This window comes from Ensifer sp. ENS09, from assembly GCF_014852425.1.
Lineage (GTDB): Bacteria > Pseudomonadota > Alphaproteobacteria > Rhizobiales > Rhizobiaceae > Ensifer.
Genome location: NZ_JACVBP010000002.1, coordinates 1,342,507 through 1,362,960 on the forward strand (window position 1 = coordinate 1,342,507; position 20,454 = coordinate 1,362,960).

Here is a 20,454-nt window from a genome sequence, read left to right on the forward strand (position 1 = left end):
TGATTAATGCCCAGTTTTTTCATCGACAGGCCTATTTTTGCCTGGGTGGTGGCGATCTTCATCATGCTCGCCGGCATCATCGCGATACCGCTTCTGCCGGTATCGCAATATCCTGATGTCGCACCGCCGCAGATCTCGATCAACACGAGCTATCCCGGGGCGTCGTCCCAGGACACCTACCAGAGCGTCACTCGGCTGATCGAAAATGAGCTGAACGGCGTCGAAGGCCTGCTCTATTTCGAGTCGACCTCCAGCGCCTCCGGCTCGGTCGAAATCAGCGCCACCTTTGCACCGGGCACCGACCCGGGACAGGCGGCCGTCGACATTCAGAACCGCGTTCGCCGCGTCGAACCGCGCCTGCCCGATTCGGTCAAGCGCCAGGGCGTGCAGGTCGATGAAGCCGGCTCCGGCTTCCTGATGATCGTCGCGCTCACCTCGACCGACGGCCAGATGGACGCCATCGCTCTCGGCGACTATCTCAGCCGCAACGTTCTGAACGAAGTCCAGCGCGTGCCCGGCGTCGGCCGTGCGCAGCTGTTTGCCACCGAACGCTCGATGCGCATCTGGCTCGATCCGGACAAGATGCTCGGCCTCAACCTGACGGCTGCCGACGTGACCAATGCGATCCAGGCCCAGAACGCCCAGATCGCATCCGGCTCGATCGGCGCCCAGCCGAACCCGATCACACAGCAGATCAGTGCCCCCGTCGTCGTCAAGGGCCAGCTGTCGAGCGCCGAGGAATTCGGAGCGATCGTGCTTCGCGCCAATCCGGACGGTTCCTCCGTTCGGCTGCGCGATGTCGCCCGCGTCGAAATCGGTGGCGAGAGCTATGCGTTCTCGACCCGCCTGAACGGCAAGCCGTCTGCGGCTATCGCCGTGCAGCTGTCGCCGAGCGGCAACGCCATGTCGACATCGGCCGCGATCAAGGAGCGCATGGACGAACTGTCGAAGTTCTTCCCGCAGGGTCTCGAATATTCGGTTCCCTACGACACTTCGCCGTTCGTTGCCGTTTCGATCGAGAAGGTGCTTAAGACGCTGCTCGAAGCTGTCGCGCTCGTCTTCGTCGTGATGTTCCTGTTCCTGCAGAACATCCGCTACACCATCATCCCGACGCTCGTCGTTCCGGTCGCCCTGCTCGGCACCTGCGCGGTGATGTTGGCGATGGGCTTCTCGATCAACGTGCTCACCATGTTCGGCATGGTGTTGGCGATCGGCATTCTCGTCGACGATGCGATCATCGTCGTCGAAAACGTCGAACGCATCATGTCCGAAGAGGGGCTGACGCCAAAGGACGCGACCCGCAAGGCGATGAAGCAGATCACCGGCGCCGTCATCGGTATCACGCTGGTTCTGGCTTCGGTGTTCATTCCGATGGCCTTCTTCCCGGGCGCCGTCGGCGTGATCTATCGCCAGTTCTCGCTGACGATGGTCGTGTCGATCCTGTTCTCGGCGCTGCTTGCCCTGTCGCTGACGCCAGCCTTGTGCGCCAGCTTCCTCAAGCAGGTTCCCAAGGGCCACCACCACGCCAAGCGCGGCTTCTTCGGGTGGTTCAACCGCTCGTTCGACAAGACCTCGCATGGCTATAGCGGCATCGTGAAGCGCCTGGTCCACCGGACCGGCCGTTACATGATCATCTATGTCGCCGTGCTTGCCGGCCTCGGCTGGCTGTTCATGAAGCTGCCGTCGTCGTTCCTTCCGGACGAAGACCAGGGCTTCGTGATCGTCATGATGCAGCTTCCCTCCGAGGCGACGGGCAACCGTACGACCGAGGTGGTTGAGCAGGCCGAGAACATCTTCGGCAAGGAGCCGGCTGTCGAACGCATCATCGCGATCAACGGCTTCTCCTTCTTCGGCACCGGACAGAACGCAGCGCTCGCCTTCGTGACGCTGAAGGACTGGAGCGAACGCGACGCCGACAATGCTGCTCAGTCGATTGCCATGCGGGCAACGATGGCTATGAGCCAGATCAAGGATGCGATCAGCTTCGCGCTGTCGCCGCCGGCGATCCAGGGCCTCGGCACCACAGGCGGCTTCTCCTTCCGCCTGCAGGATCGCGGCGGCCTCGGCGAAGCGGCTCTGTCGCAGGCCCGGGACCAGCTTCTCGGCCTTGCGGCTGAGAGCAAGATCGTCACCGGCGTTCGTTTCGAAGGCATGCCCGATGCGGCTCAGGTCAGCGTGACCATCGACCGCGAGAAGGCCAACACCTTCGGGGTTACCTTCGCCGATATCAACTCGACGATCTCGACCAACCTTGGCTCGTCCTATGTCAACGACTTCCCGAATGCCGGCCGCATGCAGCGCGTGACGGTGCAGGCGGACGAGGGTCAGCGCATGCAAACGACTGATCTGCTGAACCTCAACGTTCGCAATGCCAATGGTGGCATGGTGCCACTCTCGGCCTTTGCGACCGTCGAGTGGGTCAAGGCATCGACCCAGACGATCGGCTACAACGGCTACCCGTCGGTGCGTATCAGCGGCGAAGCAGCCCACGGCTACTCGTCGGGTGACGCGATCGCCGAGATGCAAAGGCTTGCGGGCGAGCTCCCGGCAGGCTTCGGCTACGAGTGGACCGGCCAGTCCCTGCAGGAAATCCAGTCCGGTACCCAGGCGCCTCTCCTGATCGCGCTGTCGTGCCTTCTGGTGTTCCTGTGCCTTGCCGCCCTCTATGAGAGCTGGTCGATCCCGGTCGCGGTGATCATGGTCGTTCCGCTCGGCGTCATCGGCTCGGTTCTCGCCGTGATGATGCGCGACATGCCGAACGACGTGTACTTCAAGGTCGGCCTGATCGCGATCATCGGACTCTCGGCCAAGAACGCGATCCTGATCATCGAGTTTGCCAAGGAACTGCGCGAACAGGGCAAGTCGCTGATCGACGCGACGCTGGAGGCGGCACACTTGCGCTTCCGGCCGATCCTGATGACGTCGCTGGCCTTCACGCTCGGCGTTCTGCCGCTCGCGATCGCCACGGGTGCCAGCTCCGGCAGCCAGCGCGCCATTGGCACGGGCGTCATGGGCGGGATGATCTCGGCAACGGTGCTCGCCATCTTCTTCGTTCCTGTCTTCTTCGTGTTCGTCACGAAGCTGTTCAGCCGAAAGAAGGTGGAAAACACACCGACAGCCGCAGAAAACCCCACACCCGCCGAGTAAAACAAGATTGGACGGCCCGCCTCTGGCGGGCCGTCGCATGAGGAGGAATGAATGCGCCGAACAAAGGCCGATGCAGAAGCAACAAGACAGAAGATCCTGAGCGCCGCCGAGCGCGTCTTCTACGAAAAGGGCGTCTCGAACACGACGCTGGAAGAAATCGCCAAGGCCGCCGGCGTGACCCGTGGCGCCATCTACTGGCACTTCGCCAACAAGACCGACCTGTTCCTCGCGCTGCACGACGCCGTGCCCCTGCCGCAGGAAGACATGGTCGCCCGCGAGATCGAAGCGGAAGCTGCCGACACCCTCTCCATCCTCGAAGGCGCCATGGGCGACTGGCTGGATGTTCTGGCCGCCGACGAGCAGCGCCAGCGCATCCTTACGATCATGCTGCGCACCAATTACGACGGCGACCTCGGCGAAGTGCTCGCCCGCCAGAAGGAACTCGACGAGCACCATAATGTCGTGCTCGAACTCGCTTTTTCCCGCGCGCTCGCCAAGGGGCAGATGCACGAGACCTGGACCCCCGCCTCGGCGACGCGGACGCTGCACTGGATGATGCTGGGGCTCTGTACGGAATGGCTGCTCTTCGGCCGCCGCTTCGACCTGGCAGCCGAGGGGCGCGAAGGCCTGAGCCGGCTCTTTGCCAGCTTCCGCGCGCCGGCCGTTACGGCAACGGCCGTGGTCGCACGCCTGTAACCACCGTAGCCGGCACTCCAGAAAGTACCGGCTACACGAGGGCCTTCCGGACCCCTTAGCTGAACACCACGGTCTTGTGGCCGTTGAGCATGACGCGCCGCTCCAGGTGCAGCTTGACGGCGCGCGCCAGCACCCGGCTCTCGATATCGCGACCGGTGGCGACGAAATCTTCCGCTGTCAGCGCATGGCTGACGCGCTCGGTTTCCTGCTCGATGATCGGCCCCTCATCGAGGTCCGGCGTAACGTAATGCGCGGTCGCCCCGATCAGCTTCACCCCGCGCTCATGCGCCTGATGGTAGGGCTTTGCCCCCTTGAAGCTCGGCAAGAACGAGTGGTGGATGTTGATCGCCTTGCCGTAGAGGCGCTTCGACAGATTGTCCGAGAACACCTGCATGTAGCGGGCGAGGATGACGAGATCGGCGCCGGTCTCCTGAACCAGACGCAGAAGCCTTTCCTCTTGCTCGGCCTTGTTGTCCTTCGATACCGGCCAACAGTGATAGGCGAGCCCTTCGGCCTCGGCCGTGCGCCGGCTGTCTTCGTGGTTGGAGACGATGGCGACGACCTCCGCGTTCAGCCAGCCCACACGGATCTGGTAGAGCAGGTGCAGCAGCGCGTGGTCGAACCTGGATACGAGAACGAGGATCTTCGGTTTGACCGCAGCATCCGTGAGCGTGGTCCGCATCTGGAAGCGCTCGACCGCCGGGTGAAGCGCCCGCTCGACATCACCTGCCTGAACGCTCGCTGCAACCTGAAAGGCGATGCGCATGAAGAAGCTGTTGGTCCTGGTATCCCAGAACTGATTGCTCTCGGCGATGTTTGCGCCAAGGGCGGCAAGCTCCGTGGTGACGGCGGCGACGATGCCGGGTTTGTCGTCGCAGGACAGGACAAGAATGAAAGTCTTCGGCGCCATGATCTCCTCCGATTGTAGCCGTTTCGGACGAGGCTTCCAGCCCCTTCCCTAGGGCTGCCTATGAGGAGTCGAACGCGCCGGCAATCGTTCCGGCTGCGGCGGCCTACGCTTTCTATCATCCTGATGGAAAGGCGCCCGGGAGCATGAAATGCCCCCGGGCGCTGCAAGATTCGTCGCATCCGACTTTTGAGGTTTTCTGAGAGGATTCCATCAGAAAACCCGCTGCGCACGACTGGATCAGTGTGCCTCGTCCCAATTGGTCGCCGCGCGCGCGTCGACCTTCAGCGGCACCTTCATGTCGAGCGCCGGCATGGCGGCGTTCTCCATCACCGAGACGACGACCGGAATGGTCTTTTCGACCTCGGCGTCCTCGACTTCGAAGATCAGTTCGTCGTGCACCTGCAGCAGCATGCGGGCCGAAAGCTTCGCCTCCGCAAGCGCCGGTTCCATCTTGACCATGGCGCGGCGGATGATGTCGGCGGCCGAGCCCTGGATCGGTGCGTTGATCGCTGCGCGCTCGTTGAAGGCGCGATGCGAGGGGATCGACGAGCGGATGTCGGGATAATGCGCGCGACGGCCGAAGATCGTCTCGACGTAGCCGTGCTCGCGGGCAAACACCTTGGTGCCTTCCATGTAGTCGCGAATGCCCGGGAAGCGCTCGAAATAACGCTTTATGTAGTCGCTGGCTTCCGAGCGTTCGATCGACAGCTGGTTGGCAAGGCCGAAGGCAGAGATGCCGTAGATGATGCCGAAGTTGATCGCCTTGGCGCGCCGGCGGATTTCGCCGGGCATGCCCTCGACCGGCACGCCGAACATTTCCGATGCGGTCATCGCATGGATGTCGACGCCGTCGGCGAAGGCCTGGCGCAGCTGCGGAATGTCGGCGACGTGGGCAAGCACGCGCAGTTCGATCTGGCTGTAGTCCGCCGAGAGCAGCTTGTGGCCCGGCGTCGCGATGAAGGCGGTGCGGATCTTGCGGCCTTCGGCGGTGCGCACCGGAATGTTCTGCAGGTTCGGGTCGGACGACGACAGGCGGCCGGTGGTCGTGGCGGCGAGCGCATAGGACGTGTGCACGCGCTTCGTCTGCGGATGGACGAAGCCCGGAAGCGCATCGGTGTAGGTGGACTTGAGCTTGGTCAGCTGCCGCCAGTCGACGATCTTGCGCGGCAGTTCGTGCCCTTCGGCTGCCAGGTCTTCCAGAACCTGCGCCGAGGTCGACCATTGCCCGGTCTTGGTCTTCGAGCCGCCGGCAAAGCCCATCTTGCCGAAGAGGATATCGCCGAGCTGCTTCGGCGAGCCGATCGTGAAGGTTTCGCCGGCGAGCTTGTAGATCTCGTCCTCGAGACCGGCCGCACCCTGGGCGAGCTCGCCCGAAAGCCGCGACAGGATCTGGCGGTCGACGGTGATGCCGCGGTTTTCCATGCGTGCCAGAACGTCAACCAAGGGCCGCTCCAGACGCTCGTAGACGCGCGTCAGTCCCTTGGCGGCCAATCGGGCCTTCAGGATATGCCAGAGCCGCAGCGTGACGTCCGCGTCCTCGGCGGCGTAGGCGGTCGCCCGGTCGATGTCGACGAAGTCGAAGGTCACCGACGACTTGCCGGTTCCGGTGATGTCCTTGTAGGCGATCGGCTTGTGGTTCAGCCAGCGCTCGGACAGCGAGTCCATGCCATGGGTGCCGTTGCCGGCATCGACGACGTAGGACATCAGCATCGTGTCGTCGAAGCTTTCGACGGTGACGCCGTGCCGCTTCATCACGAGGTAGTCGTATTTCAGGTTCTGCGCGACCTTGAGGACGGACGGGTCCTCCAGCAGGCGCTTCAGCCGGCTCAAGGCTTCGGCGACCGGGATCTGGTTTTCGGCGAGCCCGCCGCCGAGCAGGTCGCCGACGCCGGTCTTGTGGATCAGCGGCACATAGGCCGCCCGGATCGAAGCGCCGGTCGGATCGGCCTTGTGGTCGGCGATCGCCAGCGAGAAGCCGACGAGGTCGGCCTGCATGGCATCGAGCGAGGTCGTTTCCGTGTCGAAGCCGACGACACCGGCTTCGCGCGCGTCCGATATCCACCGGTCGAGGGTGGCGATGTCGCGGATCGTCACATAGGCGCTCCGATCCATCGGCGCCTTGGCGAAGATTTCAGCGCGCGCGGCAGCGAGCGCCTCGGGCGTCGCGTCCGCGCCATTCGCTTCGGCGCCACGCGACAGGACGGCGGCCGCTTCCGCGGCCTCGCCACGGGCGACAGCCGCCGTGGAAGAGCCTTCGCTGACCTTCGCCGCTCCATCGCCCTTGTCGAGATCAGGGCCGCGCGCATCGGCGCCCCATTCCACCGGCACTGCGGCTGCTTCGACGGCATCGGCGTCCGTGCCGGTCGCAGCGGCAACACGACGTGTCAGCGTGGTGAATTCCATCGCCTTCAGAAAGGCGATCAGCTTGGGACCGTTCTGCGGCTCCAGGCTCAGATCTTCCAGCGGAACGTCGAGCGGCGTGTCGGTCTTGAGTTCGACGAGCTGTCGCGACAGCCGCGCGAGGTCGGCATTGGCGATGATGTTTTCGCGGCGCTTGACCTGCTTGATCTCGCCGGCGCGGGCCAGCAGCGTTTCGAGATCGCCGTACTCTTCGAGCAGCTGTGCGGCCGTCTTCGGGCCGATGCCGGGAATGCCGGGCACGTTGTCGGTGGAATCACCGGTCATCGCCTGCAGATCGATCATCTTTTCCGGCGGCACGCCCCATTTCTCGATCACTTCCGGGATCGAGATCTGCTTGTCCTTCATGCTGTCGTACATCGACACGTTCGAGGTCACGAGCTGCATCAGGTCCTTGTCGGACGAGACGATGGTGACGTCGGCGCCGGCGGCTTCCGCAAGCCGGGCGTAGGTGGCGATCAGGTCGTCGGCCTCATAACCTTCCTTCTCGATGCAAGGCAGGTTGAAGGCGCGCGTCGCGTGACGGATCAGGCCGAACTGCGGGATCAGATCTTCCGGCGGCGCCGTGCGGTTTGCCTTGTACTGATCGTAGAGCGCGTTGCGGAAGGTCTTCGACGAATAGTCGAAGATAACCGCGAAATGGGTCGGCGTAACGCCGACCGACGTGTCACGCGCATCGGTGAGCAGCTTCCACAACATGTTGCAGAAACCCGATACCGCGTTGACCGGAAGGCCATCGGATTTGCGGTTGAGCGGCGGGATGGCGTGGAACGCCCGGAAGATGAATCCGGAGCCGTCGACGAGGAAGAGATGATCACCGTTTTTCATGGGCAAATGGATAGCGCGGGGCAAGCCAAAGGTCCATTGCGGTTTTCCCGCCAGACACTACATTCTCCACCAGTCGCGGTAGCCGCGATCGCCACCGCGGATTGCGGAAACGGGGGTCGATTTCGCCCTGGGATCGAGCGCCTGAAGGCTTCGCAAGCGGCCGTTCAGCTTCACGCAAACGTTACGTATTTGTAATGTCCGATTCAGCCCTGGTATCCTTGAAAAGCCACATTTGAATCCTCAAATCTTAGTCAACGGCACCGAGTGATGCCGTCTTCTGGTGATTGGCCTGTCCCCCGCCCGCACCAGATGAGGACAAAGGCCTTATCCCCCTCTCCGGGCCTTTGTCCCGTTTTCAAAAGACCGTCACGGCGCCGCCTCCGCACCGTGACGGTTTTTTGTTTCTGCCGTCCGATCACCTCCGCTCAAATCCCGGTGAACCGCGACAGTCTCAAGGTCCATCGCCTGCATTGTAACTTGTCTTCATGGCGGTTCGGGCGTACCGATAGGCATGGCCTTCAATCGTATGGAATCTGCGACCTACCTGGCCAGCCTGCTGGCGAAGAGCTTTTCGCGCGCGCTTCACGAGCGCGGCCAGAAGCTTGGTTTCGCGCCAGGTCAGTTTCCCATCCTGCTCGAGCTTTGGGCCGAAGAGGGCCTGACGCAGAAACAGCTGCTCGATCGGCTCGACATCGAACAGGCGACGATGGCCAACACGCTCGCTCGCATGGAGCGTGACGGGCTCATCCTGCGCCGCAAGCATCCGCAGGACAAGCGCTCGCAACAGATCTACCTGACCGAAAAGGCAAAGGAGATGGAGGCGGCCGCCAAGGAGGCAGCGCTTGCCGCCGACCAGTCGCTGCTTGCCGGCCTCAGGAACTTCGAGCGCGAACTGATGCTCGAATATATGCGCATGGCGCTCGCCAGCGTGGCACGAAGCGACAGTCGCGCCTGATGCGCCATCGCCCGGCCTGATCGTTCCATCAAAAAATTTGGCTTAAATCGGGCGTGCGCCCGTTCTAATGCAGGAGGCAGACGCGCCGATCCGGGCGCCCCGGCACTCCCCTTGCCAAGGCGCCAGGCTCTCCGTTCACCGTCACCTGGGACCTCTGCCCAAAATCGCTCAAATCGATTTCGCTTTGGCGGCACATGCAGTAGGTTCCGGCGAAACTTGAAGCAAGGATATGCATGATGGCTGACATCACCCCCGTTCTCGAACGCGCAGACGCCAACCTGCCAAAGAGCCTCGATCGGCTGTTCGACCTGGTTCGCATCAAGTCGATCTCGACCGACCCGGCCTTCAAGGCGGAATGCCGCAAGGCGGCAGAATGGCTGGTGGCCGAGCTCAACGCTCTCGGCTTCACCGCATCGGTCCGCGACACCCCCGGCCATCCGATGGTCGTCGCCCACCATGACGGCGCCAAGCCCGATGCGCCGCATGTGCTGTTCTATGGCCACTATGACGTTCAGCCGGTCGATCCGCTGAACCTCTGGGACACGGATCCGTTCGAGCCCGGCATCAAGGAGATCGAGCCCGGCCGCAAGGTGATCACCGGCCGTGGCACGGCCGACGACAAGGGCCAGCTCCTGACCTTCGTCGAAGCGGTGCGCGCTTACAAGGACGTGCATGGCGCCCTGCCCTGCCGCGTCACCATCCTGTTCGAAGGCGAGGAGGAGTCCGGCTCGCCGTCGCTGAAGCCCTTCCTCGAAGCCAATGCCGCCGAACTCAAGGCTGATTATGCGCTGGTGTGCGACACCAGCATGTGGGACCGCGATACGCCGGCGATCTCCGCTGGCCTGCGCGGCCTCGTCGGCGAAGAGGTCATCGTCCGGGCTGCCGACCGCGACCTGCATTCCGGCTACTTCGGTGGTGCTGCCGCCAACCCGATCCGCATTCTCACCACCGTTCTCGCCGGCCTTCATGACGAAAACAGCCGCGTGACGCTGCCGGGCTTCTACGACGGTGTCGAAGAGACCCCCGCCCAGATCAAGGCTGCCTGGGAAACGCTTGGCCAGACGGCAGAAAAGTTCCTCGGCGAAATCGGCCTGTCGATCCCGTCGGGCGAAAAGAACCGCTCGGTTCTGGAACTGACCTGGGCGCGACCGACCGCGGAAGTCAACGGCATCACCGGCGGCTATACCGGCGAAGGCTTCAAGACGGTGATCGCGGCCGAGGCTTCGGCAAAGGTTTCCTTCCGCCTCGTCGGTAACCAGAACCCGGAAAAGATCCGCGAAGCGTTCCGCGCCTATGTGCGCTCGAAAGTTCCGGCCGATTGCTCGGTCGAGTTCCACGCCCATGGCGGCTCGCCGGCGATCCACCTTCCGTACGAATCGCCGCTGCTCAACACCGCGAAGGTGGCCCTTTCCGACGAGTGGCCGAAGCCGGCCGTCATCATCGGCATGGGTGGCTCGATCCCGATCGTCGGCGACTTCCAGAAGATGCTCGGCATGGAATCGCTGCTGGTCGGCTTCGGGCTCTCCGACGACCGCATCCATTCACCGAACGAGAAGTACGAGCTGCAGTCCTATCACAAGGGCATCCGCTCCTGGATCCGCATCCTCGACGCGCTCGCCGCCTGATGATCCGTGCGGGACGGGTCGCGGTTTTCCGGGCATCCCGCCCCGCATATTTGACCCCGGAAGCCGTGGCGAAGCCCTCCGCCACGGCTTTTTTCGATTTGATTGCGCGGCCGCCGATAATGCAGCCCTTGCGCGCAAACCCCGCTTCGACGCGCACGCATCCCTGCCCGATCGGCGCCATGCCCGCGCTTTACCGTTTCCCCTTCATTGTTTCCCGGCGGTTTCTCCGCTGTCGGCAGGCCGTCAATCCTTGACCTCCGAGGTCTCAGGTGCTTCCTTTTTGTGAAACAAATCACAAAGGGAAATCGGATCGTTGGCAAGGGTAAGGACCGAAGCGTCGCGCTGCGGGCGTGATGCTATGACAAAGCGGCTCAGAAAACAGAACGTCTCCGCTCGGAGAATCCCTCCGGCCGCTGCAACGGAAGTGTCCTTGAAACACCCCTGCCACGCCCTCGCACCGATCACGGCACCGGCATGAAGCGGCTGCAGACCTATTTCTGGCCCGTCGTCGGCCTTCTCGCGATCCTGTTTTCGGTCAACGCGCTCTACCATGAGCTGCGCGGCCTGTCGTTCGACGAGTTTCTCGCAAGCTTCAATGCGATTTCGCTGAGGAGCTGGCTCCTGGCGATCGGCTCGACGCTCCTCGCCTATGCGGCTCTGGCGGCCTACGACCGACTTGCGCTCGACCACCTCGGCCACCGCATTTCGCTCTGGTTCATCACGCTCTGCTCGTTCACGACCTACGCGCTGTCGCACAATCTCGGCGCCTCGGTGTTCTCCGGCGCGGTCGTGCGTTACCGCGCCTATCGCTCCAAGGGGCTTTCCCCGGGCGAGGTCGGCGTGCTGGTCGCCTTCTGCTCCTTCACCTTCACGCTCGGCACCTTGGTTCTATCGGCCGTCGTGCTGCTGATGCGTCCCGACATCATCGAACGTTTTGCCGAGTTCCTGCCGGTCGAAATGTCGCTGACCACGGGCGTGCTGATCCTCATCGTCATTGGGCTCTATGTCATCGGCAGCCTCGTCGGGCTGCCATCGTTCCGCACCCGCTGGTTCCAGCTGCACTACCCCAAGCCGAAGATCGTATTCCGGCAGCTGGTGGTCGCGCCGGTGGAGCTGATCGGCGCCGCCGGGATCATCTATTTCGCCCTGCCGGAAGCCGGCAATCCGGGTTACATCGTCATTCTCGGTATCTTCCTCGCCTCGTTCTCGGCGGCCCTGCTTTCGCATGCGCCGGGCGGGCTCGGCGTGCTGGAACTGATCTTCATCGCCGCTTTGCCGGAAATGGATCCGGCAGCCGTGCTTGCGGCGCTTGCGATCTTCCGGCTGCTCTACCTGATCATCCCCTTCATCCTGGCGCTGGTGGTAATCCTGGTGTTCGAGCGAGCGCGGTTCGTGGCGGAGCGCCACCAGCCGAAGGAAAGCGACCTCCCCTAGGCGAGGGGCGCGTCCATTATCAGGGCGCGTTGCAGACCGTCGGCAGCGCCTGTTCGAGCGGCCCCTTCACCTCGTGCAGGCGCGCCGCTTCGATCTGGTAGGGTGTGAACGGCGGCACCTGCAGCGACGGATTGATGATGCGGGTGACGTAGCAGCCGGCGAAGAACCGCACCCGCCCCCGCTTCTCGATCGATTTCACCGCGACGGGAACGGCGGAATAAATGCTGCCCGCCCCGGCCTCCGTCTTCACCTTGCCCACCTTGATCTCGACAGACACCGTGCGCTCATAGCCGCGGGTGAAGGCCTTGAAGCCGCCGACAGGCTTCGATTCGCCGAAATAGCCATAGGCGCGGGCATATTCCTTGCGGTTGACGGCATTGTAGAGCGAGCGCACGAGCGCTGGCCCATCGGACCGGTCATCGACATAGGCGACGCTGTCCTGCGCCAGAGCCTCGCCGTTCAGGGCTGCAAAGGCGCCGAGGGCGAAGACGGTGGATCGAAGCTTCATGGCAGTCCTCCTTTGTCGTGGCGGCAGCCGAACACAACAATGAGGCGAAGCCATAGCAGGATTCGCGAGGAGATCGATAACGGCATAGGCCATCGTCCGGCGCGGCGCCGGCGATCCGTATGACCTCAGGAGATATGGGAGGCGGTGGCGTCCTGATGCCGATGAGCAAAAAGCCACGGGCGTACGCGCAAATGAAAAGAGCCCCGTGTGGGAGGAGGTACACGGGGCTCTCGAACTTGATCGACAGCTGGGAGGAGGAGTGCCGCCGATCCGCATCGGGCGCCGCGGGAGGAGGTGCAGCGCTTCGATAAGTCGTATAATAATTATGCGTCGCAACAATTTCAAGACATCATTTTTGCACTGCACAAAATCGTGAAGAGAAGGCAGGGGCGAGAGGCATCTTTCCTGATGTCCAGCCTCAAGGCGGCGCTCCGATGGTCAGCCGAGCCCCGGTAACTTCATGGAAACCACAACCACTGATGGACGTTTCCTTTCATTCAGCTTTTTCGATATACGACTATACGTAAGTCGATAAGAAATTTTCACTCAGTAATTGCAGGCGCTCAGATGAAATTGCTGCTCCAGATTCCGACCGCGCTCATCGTTGTGCTGATCCTCGCGACCTGGCTTGCCAGCCTGCGCCTCGTCGTGCTGCCGCCCGGCTCCCTGAAGCTGAGGTCAATGACGGCGCTCGTCTATCAGGGGCATGGCTTCCGCCTGGTCGACAGCCCGCTCGGCATGTGCGGACGTCAGGCCTACCCGGCGGCCGACTGCGAGGAGGTGGCCGTGAACCATCTGGGCAAGCGGGTTCTGCTGCGCCTGCCCTTCAGCCAATGGCTCTACGATTTCACCGATCCCTATCCGGTGAGCCCCACGGCATCGGTCGAAGCGACACCGCTTCGAAACTCCATCCAGTAGGAACCGGCGCGCGCAGGTGGGACTTGGGGCGCATGCGAGCCGCCGTCAAGGTTTTGAACCGTCAGGCTTTTTCACAACGACTTTCTTAACCACCCCTTAAATTGCCGCATTTAAAGTTCACCCGGTCGCCGTGGCGGATGGGCGTGGGACGCCGTTACCACCGTCGAAATCGATTGGCCGCAACGATAGCGCCAAGGGCCACCGCTGAGCGGTGAGGGATAGATCAAACGGCATGGCAGCAAGCGGCAGGTCAGGACAGCGGATCGAGCCATCGTTCGGCGGAAACGAGGACGATGACGACGACGATTTTCGCGTCGAGGCCAGCGACCGCGTGACCACCAGCCGCAAGACGCCCCGCAGCAAACCTTCCGGCAACAGCAGCAGAGGCAGCGGCAAGAAGAAGCCAGCAAGCAAGCGCGGCGGCGGCCGTCGCGGCTCTGGTGGCGGTGGTCTTATCGGCCTTGTCCGCACCCTGTTCTATTGGTGCATCGTGCTCGGCATCTGGGGCGCCATGGGCGTCGGCGGCCTGGTGCTCTACTACGGCGCGCGCATGCCGAGCGCCGAAAGCTGGTCGATCCCGGAGCGCCCGCCGAACGTCAAGATCCTTGCCGTCAGCGGCGACATCATCGCCAATCGCGGCACCACCGGCGGCGAAGCGCTGTCGCTGGAAAACATGTCGCCCTACATTCCGCAGGCCGTCATCGCCATCGAGGACCGCCGCTTCTATTCGCATTTCGGCATCGATCCCCTGGGCTTGGCCCGCGCCATGCTGACGAACCTCACCACCGGCCGCATGGTCCAGGGCGGTTCGACGCTGACGCAGCAGCTGGCCAAGAACCTGTTTCTGTCGCCGGAGCGCACGCTTGAGCGCAAGGTGCAGGAAGTGCTGCTCGCCTTCTGGCTCGAGCAGAAATATTCCAAGGACCAGATCCTGGCGATGTATCTCAACCGGGTGTTCTTCGGCTCCAACGCCTATGGCGTCGAAGCCGCCTCGCGGCGCTACTTCAACAAGTCGGCGCGCGACGTGAACCTCGGCGAGGCGGCCCTGCTCGCCGGCCTTTTGAAAGCACCGTCCCGCCTGTCGCCGGCGCGCGACCCGAAGGCCGCGGAAGAGCGCGCCCAGGTCGTTCTCGGCGCCATGCGCGAGGAAGGCTACGTCACCGACAGCGAAATCAAGACGGCGATGTCGCAGACCCCGACCAAGGCCAAGAGCTATTGGTCGGGCGCCGAGCACTATGTCGCCGACATGGTGATGGACCAGCTTCCCGGCATGATCGGCGAGATCAAGGAAGATCTGGTCATCGACACGACGATCGACCTCAACCTCGAGAAGAAGGCCGAAGAGGTCATCGCCGCGACGCTGGACGCCGAGGGCAAGAAGCTCGACGCCTCGCAGGCCGCCCTCGTCTCGGTCGACGGCACCGGCGCCATTCGGGCGCTCGTCGGCGGCAAGGACTATGCCGAGAGCCAGTTCGACCGCGCCTCCAAGGCCAAGCGCCAGCCGGGCTCGGCCTTCAAGCCCTTCGTCTATGCCGCGGCGATGGAGATCGGCCGCACGCCGATGTCGATCCGCAACGACGGGCCGGTCCGGATCGGCAACTGGACGCCCGAGAATTACGACCAGAAATACCGTGGTGAAGTGACGCTGGCCGATGCGCTCGCCAATTCGCTGAACACGATTGCCGCGCAGCTCGTCATGGAGGTTGGCCCCTCGAACGTCGTCAAGGTCGCACACCGCCTCGGCATCGATTCCGAAATGCAGGCGAACGCTTCGATCGCGCTCGGCACCTCGGAAGTGAGCCTCGTCGAACTGACGTCGGCCTATGCCCCCTTCATGAATGGCGGCTTCAAGGCAACGCCACACGTGATCCGCCGCATTTCCAAGGCGGACGGCACGGTGCTTTACGAAAACACCTACGACAACCCGCCCCGCGTGCTCGATCCGGCGATCGTCAGCGAGATGAACCAGATGCTGCTGCGGGTGCTGACCAAGGGCACCGGCAAGAAGGCGCAGCTGAAAGGCTGGGAAGCGGCCGGCAAGACCGGCACGACGCAATCCTTCCGCGACGCGCTGTTCGTCGGCTACACCTCCAACCTCACGACCGGCGTCTGGTTCGGCAACGACGACGGCAAGTCGATGAAGAAGGTCACCGGCGGCGGCCTGCCGGCCAAGGCCTGGCACGATTTCATGATGGCCGCCCACGAGGGGCTTTCGCCGTCGCCGCTGTTCGGGACGACCGGCGTGCAGCCGGTCTTCGACGACGGAACCGCGCCGCCGTCAGGCGACCTGATGTCCGGCGATCCGGAAGCCTTTCCGGACGCACCCGTCGGCGTCGATGGCGGCGTTGCGGTCGGGCAGCGTCCGGTCGATCAGGGCGGCGATCCATGGGGTGGCCAGACGGCGGACCAGGGCAACGGCGGCATGGTGCCGCCGGCCGATGTCGGCCAGACGACCGGGGCCACGCGCCGCACCACGCTTTTCGATATTCTGACCGGCGGCTGAGCCGCCCGTGAACCTCGATTTGACAGGGGATCCGGCCTGTAGGCAGGCTGCGGCCGGTGGCCCATTTCGGGCTAGACAAATCCCGGGCTTGCTTTTGCCCCCAAACGCCCCGCAGAATGCCTTGCAGTCCGAAACGCCGGTCCTTATATACGCCGCATCGGCGCAGTCTAAGCTGCGAAGAAATCCAAAGACCATCCCGTTAGGGGCTGTCTCACGAATGCCTGACCGGGTTCCGACAGTCCGCTGCAAGGAGAGAACGACATGGCTAAAGTTATTGGTATTGACCTGGGAACGACCAACTCCTGCGTCGCCGTCATGGACGGTAAAGACGCGAAGGTGATCGAAAATGCCGAGGGTGCGCGCACGACCCCCTCGATGGTGGCCTTCAGCGAAGACGGCGAACGTCTCGTTGGCCAGCCGGCCAAGCGCCAGGCTGTCACCAATCCGGAAAACACGCTTTTTGCGATCAAGCGACTGATCGGCCGGACCTTCCAGGATCCGACCACGCAAAAAGACAAGGACATGGTTCCTTACAAGATTACCAAGGCCGACAATGGCGACGCCTGGGTCGAAGCGCATGGCACGGATTACTCACCGTCGCAGATCTCCGCCATGATCCTTCAGAAGATGAAGGAAACGGCCGAATCCTACCTCGGTGAAAAGGTCGAGAAGGCCGTCATCACCGTACCGGCCTACTTCAACGACGCTCAGCGCCAGGCAACCAAGGATGCCGGCAAGATCGCTGGTCTCGAAGTTCTGCGCATCATCAACGAGCCGACCGCGGCAGCGCTCGCCTACGGCCTCGACAAGAAGGACGGCAAGACGATCGCCGTTTACGACTTGGGTGGTGGTACCTTCGATATCTCGGTTCTCGAAATCGGCGACGGCGTCTTCGAAGTGAAGTCGACCAACGGCGACACCTTCCTCGGTGGCGAAGACTTCGACATGCGTCTCGTCCAGTACCTCGCCGGCGAGTTCAAGAAGGAACAGGGCATCGACCTGAAGAACGACAAGCTCGCTCTTCAGCGCCTGAAGGAAGCTGCCGAAAAAGCCAAGATCGAGCTGTCCTCGTCGCAGCAGACCGAAATCAACCTGCCGTTCATCACGGCTGACGCTTCCGGTCCGAAGCACCTGACGATGAAGCTGACCCGCGCCAAGTTCGAAGCGCTTGTCGACGACCTGATCCAGCGCACCGTCGCGCCGTGCAAGGCAGCCCTCAAGGATGCCGGCGTCTCGGCTGCCGAGATCGATGAAGTCGTTCTCGTCGGCGGCATGAGCCGCATGCCGAAGGTGCAGGAAACCGTGAAGCAGCTGTTCGGCAAGGAGCCGCACAAGGGCGTGAACCCGGATGAAGTGGTCGCCATGGGCGCCGCGATCCAGGCCGGCGTTCTGCAGGGCGACGTCAAGGACGTTCTCCTGCTCGACGTAACCCCGCTGTCGCTCGGCATCGAAACGCTCGGTGGCGTCTTCACCCGCCTGATCGAACGCAACACGACGATCCCGACGAAGAAGTCGCAGACCTTCTCGACCGCCGACGACAACCAGTCGGCCGTGACGATCCGCGTCTCCCAGGGCGAGCGTGAAATGGCTGCAGACAACAAGCTGCTCGGCCAGTTCGACCTCGTCGGCATTCCGCCGGCACCGCGCGGCATGCCGCAGATCGAAGTGACCTTCGATATCGACGCCAACGGCATCGTGCAGGTTTCGGCCAAGGACAAGGGCACCGGCAAGGAACACCAGATCCGCATCCAGGCATCTGGCGGCCTCTCCGACGCCGACATCGAAAAGATGGTCAAGGACGCCGAAGCCAACGCTGAAGTCGACAAGAAGCGTCGCGAAGGCGTGGAAGCCAAGAACCAGGCCGAAAGCCTGATCCACTCCAGCGAGAAGTCGCTGAAGGATTACGGCGACAAGGTTTCGGAAACCGACCGCAACGCGATCTCCGACGCGATTGCCGCGCTGAAGACCGCCGTCGAAGCTTCCGAGCCGGACGCAGAAGACATCAAGGCCAAGACCAACACGCTCATGGAAGTATCCATGAAGCTCGGCCAGGCGATCTACGAAGCGCAGCAGACGGAAGCCGCCCATGCGGATGCCGCCGCCGACGCTGCCCGTGACGGCGATGTCGTCGATGCCGACTACGAAGAAGTCAACGACGAAGACGATCGCAAGCGTTCGGCCTAAGTCGCCCTTCAAACAGACGAAGAAGCCCGGGTTCGCCCGGGCTTTTTTGTTGCCGGTCTCGCCCGTCAGGGCCTGCAATATCGGCGATCGGCACTGTGACTTGGCGCAAACGTACCTTTTCCGACAAAAAACCGTATCTACCGCTGTTCGGGCTATGGTATCGCGCTTCAAGGTTTACTAAATCGGTGGCAAGGTAAACGGGCAGCCGCCGAGCCATCGCGCTGGCTTGCCAACAGGATAATCTTCTACGAATGAAACGTGATCTCTACGAAACGCTTGGTGTTGCCAAGAACGCCGACGAAAAGGAGCTGAAGAGCGCCTTCCGCAAGCTCGCGATGAAGTATCATCCGGACAAGAACCCCGGCGACGCGGCAGCGGAGAAGACCTTCAAGGAAATCAACGAAGCCTATGAGATGCTCAAGGACCCGCAGAAGCGGGCGGCCTATGACCGCTACGGTCATGCGGCTTTCGAGCAGGGCGGCATGGGCAACGGATTCGGCGGCGGTGGTGCCGGCGGCTTCTCCGACATTTTCGAAGACATCTTCGGCGAGATGATGGGCGGCGGGCGCCAGCGGCGCTCATCGGGCGGTCGCGAGCGCGGCGCCGATCTTCGCTACAACATGGAGATTTCGCTCGAGGAAGCCTTCGGCGGCAAGACGGCGCAGATCCGCGTTCCGACCTCGATCACCTGCGACGTCTGCACCGGCTCCGGCGCCAAGCCCGGCACCAGCCCCAAGACCTGCGGCACCTGCCATGGCTCGGGCCGCGTGCGCGCCGCTCAAGGCTTCTTCTCGATCGAACGCACCTGCCCCACCTGCGGCGGCCGCGGCCAGACGATTACGGATCCCTGCGGCAAGTGCCACGGCCAGGGCCGCGTCACTGAAGAGCGTACGCTCTCGGTCAACATTCCGGCCGGCATCGAGGACGGCACCCGCATCCGCCTCTCGGGCGAAGGCGAAGCCGGGCTTCGCGGCGGACCGGCAGGCGACCTCTACATCTTCCTCTCGGTCAGGCCGCATGAGTTCTACCAGCGCGACGGCGCCGATCTCTATTGCAGCGTGCCGATCTCAATGACGACGGCTGCCCTTGGCGGCAAGTTCGACGTGACCACGCTCGATGGCACCAAGTCGCGCGTGACCGTTCCCGAGGGCACCCAGGCCGGCAAGCAGTTCCGCTTGAAGGGCAAGGGCATGCCGGTGCTGCGTTCGGCGCAATCTGGCGACCTCTACATCCAGATCCAGATCGAAACGCCGCAGAAGCTGACCAAGCGCCAGCGCGAGCTGCTGCAGGAATTCGAGCAGATCTCGTCCAAGGACAACAATCCGGAATCGACCGGCTTCTTTGCCCGGATGAAGGATTTCTTCGATACGCTGAGCGACTAAGGCTTCAAGCCCGACGCATTATAGAGCGCCGCGCGCCGGAAACGGTTGCGCGGCGCTTCTGTTTCAGAGCAAGGCCACGAGCTGCCACAACCCGGCCAAAACGAGCGCTACCCCGGCGATACGGGATAGGACCCTGCCGCCGGGCACCACCTTCTCCGCTAGAACGAAGATGGCGATGGCAGCGATCCACAACACGTTCATCACCCCGCCGACGAACAGCAGCGCCATCAGCGCCCAGCAGCAGCCGACGCAATAGAGCCCGTGCCGCACACCGAGGCCAAAGGCGCCGCGAGCTTCGCGACGAAAGCCGCCGTGGTTCTGGATGAAAAGCAGCGGCGCCTGGCATTGGCTGAGACAGCGATTCTTGAGTGACGTGAACTGGAACAGGCCGACAGCGACCAGCACGATGCCGCTGAGAAGCCCACTGGCGCTTGAAAGCGCCGGTGTGAGCAACAGGGCGCGATCGAGCAGCCATTGCCCGAGAACGGCGACGAGCGCGAACAGGAGCCACGCCGACAGGTAGCCGACGGCAAAGAAACCGGTGGCGGCAAAGGGCTTGCCCTGTTGTGCCGCCTGGCGGCCGACGCGGGCGTAGAGCAGGATCATCGGCGTCGCCGACGGTACCATCATGCCGACCATCATCACGGCCCACATGACGAAGGCATAGGCGAAGGTCGTGGCGGTCCAGGGAGTGGCAACCGCGCCCGCCATCGATGCCATCGAGCCCTCCTGCGCGCCCGTGGTCATTGGCATCTCCATGGGCATATCCATGTCCATGCCGGAGCCCATGTCCATGCTGCCGGAGGGAACCGGGGGAGCAGCCATGTCCATGGCCGACGCCAGCCACAGTACGTAGAGCCAGCTGATCACCGTCAGGGTAACCAACGCCGCCACGACGACGACGCGGTCACGTCTGAGCAGGGTTTCGAGCGCCGTGTCTCCCATC

At 63.1% G+C, this 20,454-nt stretch carries 13 protein-coding genes; 9 read left to right on the forward strand and 4 right to left on the reverse strand.

Going from position 1 to position 20,454, the window contains the following annotated elements:
- Positions 1 to 6 precede the first annotated feature (6 nt).
- The gene (locus IB267_RS14730; RefSeq protein ID WP_192448219.1) at positions 7 to 3,147 is read left to right on the forward strand and encodes an efflux RND transporter permease subunit; all 3,141 of its coding nucleotides are present in this window, start codon (positions 7 to 9) and stop codon (positions 3,145 to 3,147) included.
- A gap of 51 nt (positions 3,148 to 3,198) precedes the next feature.
- Complete coding sequence (locus IB267_RS14735) at positions 3,199 to 3,843, forward strand: TetR family transcriptional regulator (RefSeq protein ID WP_192448220.1); 645 nt, start codon at positions 3,199 to 3,201, stop codon at positions 3,841 to 3,843.
- Positions 3,844 to 3,898: 55 nt separating this feature from the next.
- Here IB267_RS14735 and purU read toward each other — a convergent pair whose 3' ends face one another.
- Both purU and polA read right to left on the reverse strand, forming a co-directional pair.
- Entirely contained in the window at positions 3,899 to 4,753 is an 855-nt protein-coding gene (purU, locus tag IB267_RS14740; RefSeq protein WP_192448221.1) for a formyltetrahydrofolate deformylase, read from the reverse strand.
- 237 nt (positions 4,754 to 4,990) lie between these two features.
- Positions 4,991 to 7,999 carry a DNA polymerase I gene (gene polA, locus IB267_RS14745; protein ID WP_192448222.1) on the reverse strand — a complete coding sequence of 1,003 codons (3,009 nt, stop codon included), beginning with the start codon at positions 7,997 to 7,999 and terminating at the stop codon, positions 4,991 to 4,993.
- A 511-nt stretch (positions 8,000 to 8,510) separates the two neighbouring features.
- Between polA and IB267_RS14750 the strand changes: the two genes are divergently transcribed.
- The 3 genes from IB267_RS14750 (at position 8,511) to IB267_RS14760 (ending at position 12,013) form a co-directional block, all read left to right on the forward strand.
- Positions 8,511 to 8,954 carry a MarR family winged helix-turn-helix transcriptional regulator gene (locus tag IB267_RS14750; protein WP_192448223.1) on the forward strand — a complete coding sequence of 148 codons (444 nt, stop codon included), beginning with the start codon at positions 8,511 to 8,513 and terminating at the stop codon, positions 8,952 to 8,954.
- A 233-nt stretch (positions 8,955 to 9,187) separates the two neighbouring features.
- Entirely contained in the window at positions 9,188 to 10,579 is a 1,392-nt protein-coding gene (locus IB267_RS14755) for a M20/M25/M40 family metallo-hydrolase (protein ID WP_192448224.1), read from the forward strand.
- Positions 10,580 to 11,053: 474 nt separating this feature from the next.
- Positions 11,054 to 12,013: a YbhN family protein gene (locus IB267_RS14760; RefSeq protein WP_192448225.1), complete on the forward strand. Its 960-nt coding sequence runs from the start codon at positions 11,054 to 11,056 to the stop codon at positions 12,011 to 12,013.
- A gap of 19 nt (positions 12,014 to 12,032) precedes the next feature.
- Here IB267_RS14760 and IB267_RS14765 read toward each other — a convergent pair whose 3' ends face one another.
- On the reverse strand, positions 12,033 to 12,521 hold the full coding sequence (locus IB267_RS14765) for a hypothetical protein (protein ID WP_192448226.1): 489 nt from the start codon (positions 12,519 to 12,521) through the stop codon (positions 12,033 to 12,035).
- A 567-nt stretch (positions 12,522 to 13,088) separates the two neighbouring features.
- On the opposite strand from IB267_RS14765, the gene IB267_RS14770 reads away from it, so the two are divergent.
- From IB267_RS14770 to dnaJ, 4 genes are all read left to right on the forward strand, one after another.
- Positions 13,089 to 13,439, forward strand: coding sequence for a hypothetical protein (locus IB267_RS14770; protein ID WP_192448227.1), 351 nt, complete (start codon positions 13,089 to 13,091; stop codon positions 13,437 to 13,439).
- A gap of 232 nt (positions 13,440 to 13,671) precedes the next feature.
- Positions 13,672 to 15,942, forward strand: a complete 2,271-nt coding sequence (locus IB267_RS14775) for a transglycosylase domain-containing protein (RefSeq protein ID WP_192448228.1) — start codon at positions 13,672 to 13,674, stop codon at positions 15,940 to 15,942.
- 261 nt (positions 15,943 to 16,203) lie between these two features.
- Entirely contained in the window at positions 16,204 to 18,126 is a 1,923-nt protein-coding gene (gene dnaK, locus IB267_RS14780) for a molecular chaperone DnaK (protein WP_043622688.1), read from the forward strand.
- Between the two features lie 251 nt (positions 18,127 to 18,377).
- Positions 18,378 to 19,508, forward strand: a complete 1,131-nt coding sequence (gene dnaJ / locus IB267_RS14785; RefSeq protein WP_192448229.1) for a molecular chaperone DnaJ — start codon at positions 18,378 to 18,380, stop codon at positions 19,506 to 19,508.
- 63 nt (positions 19,509 to 19,571) lie between these two features.
- Here the strand turns inward: dnaJ and IB267_RS14790 are convergent, their stop codons facing one another.
- Positions 19,572 to 20,453 carry a DUF2182 domain-containing protein gene (locus tag IB267_RS14790; RefSeq protein ID WP_192448230.1) on the reverse strand — a complete coding sequence of 294 codons (882 nt, stop codon included), beginning with the start codon at positions 20,451 to 20,453 and terminating at the stop codon, positions 19,572 to 19,574.
- Position 20,454: the final 1 nt, after the last annotated feature.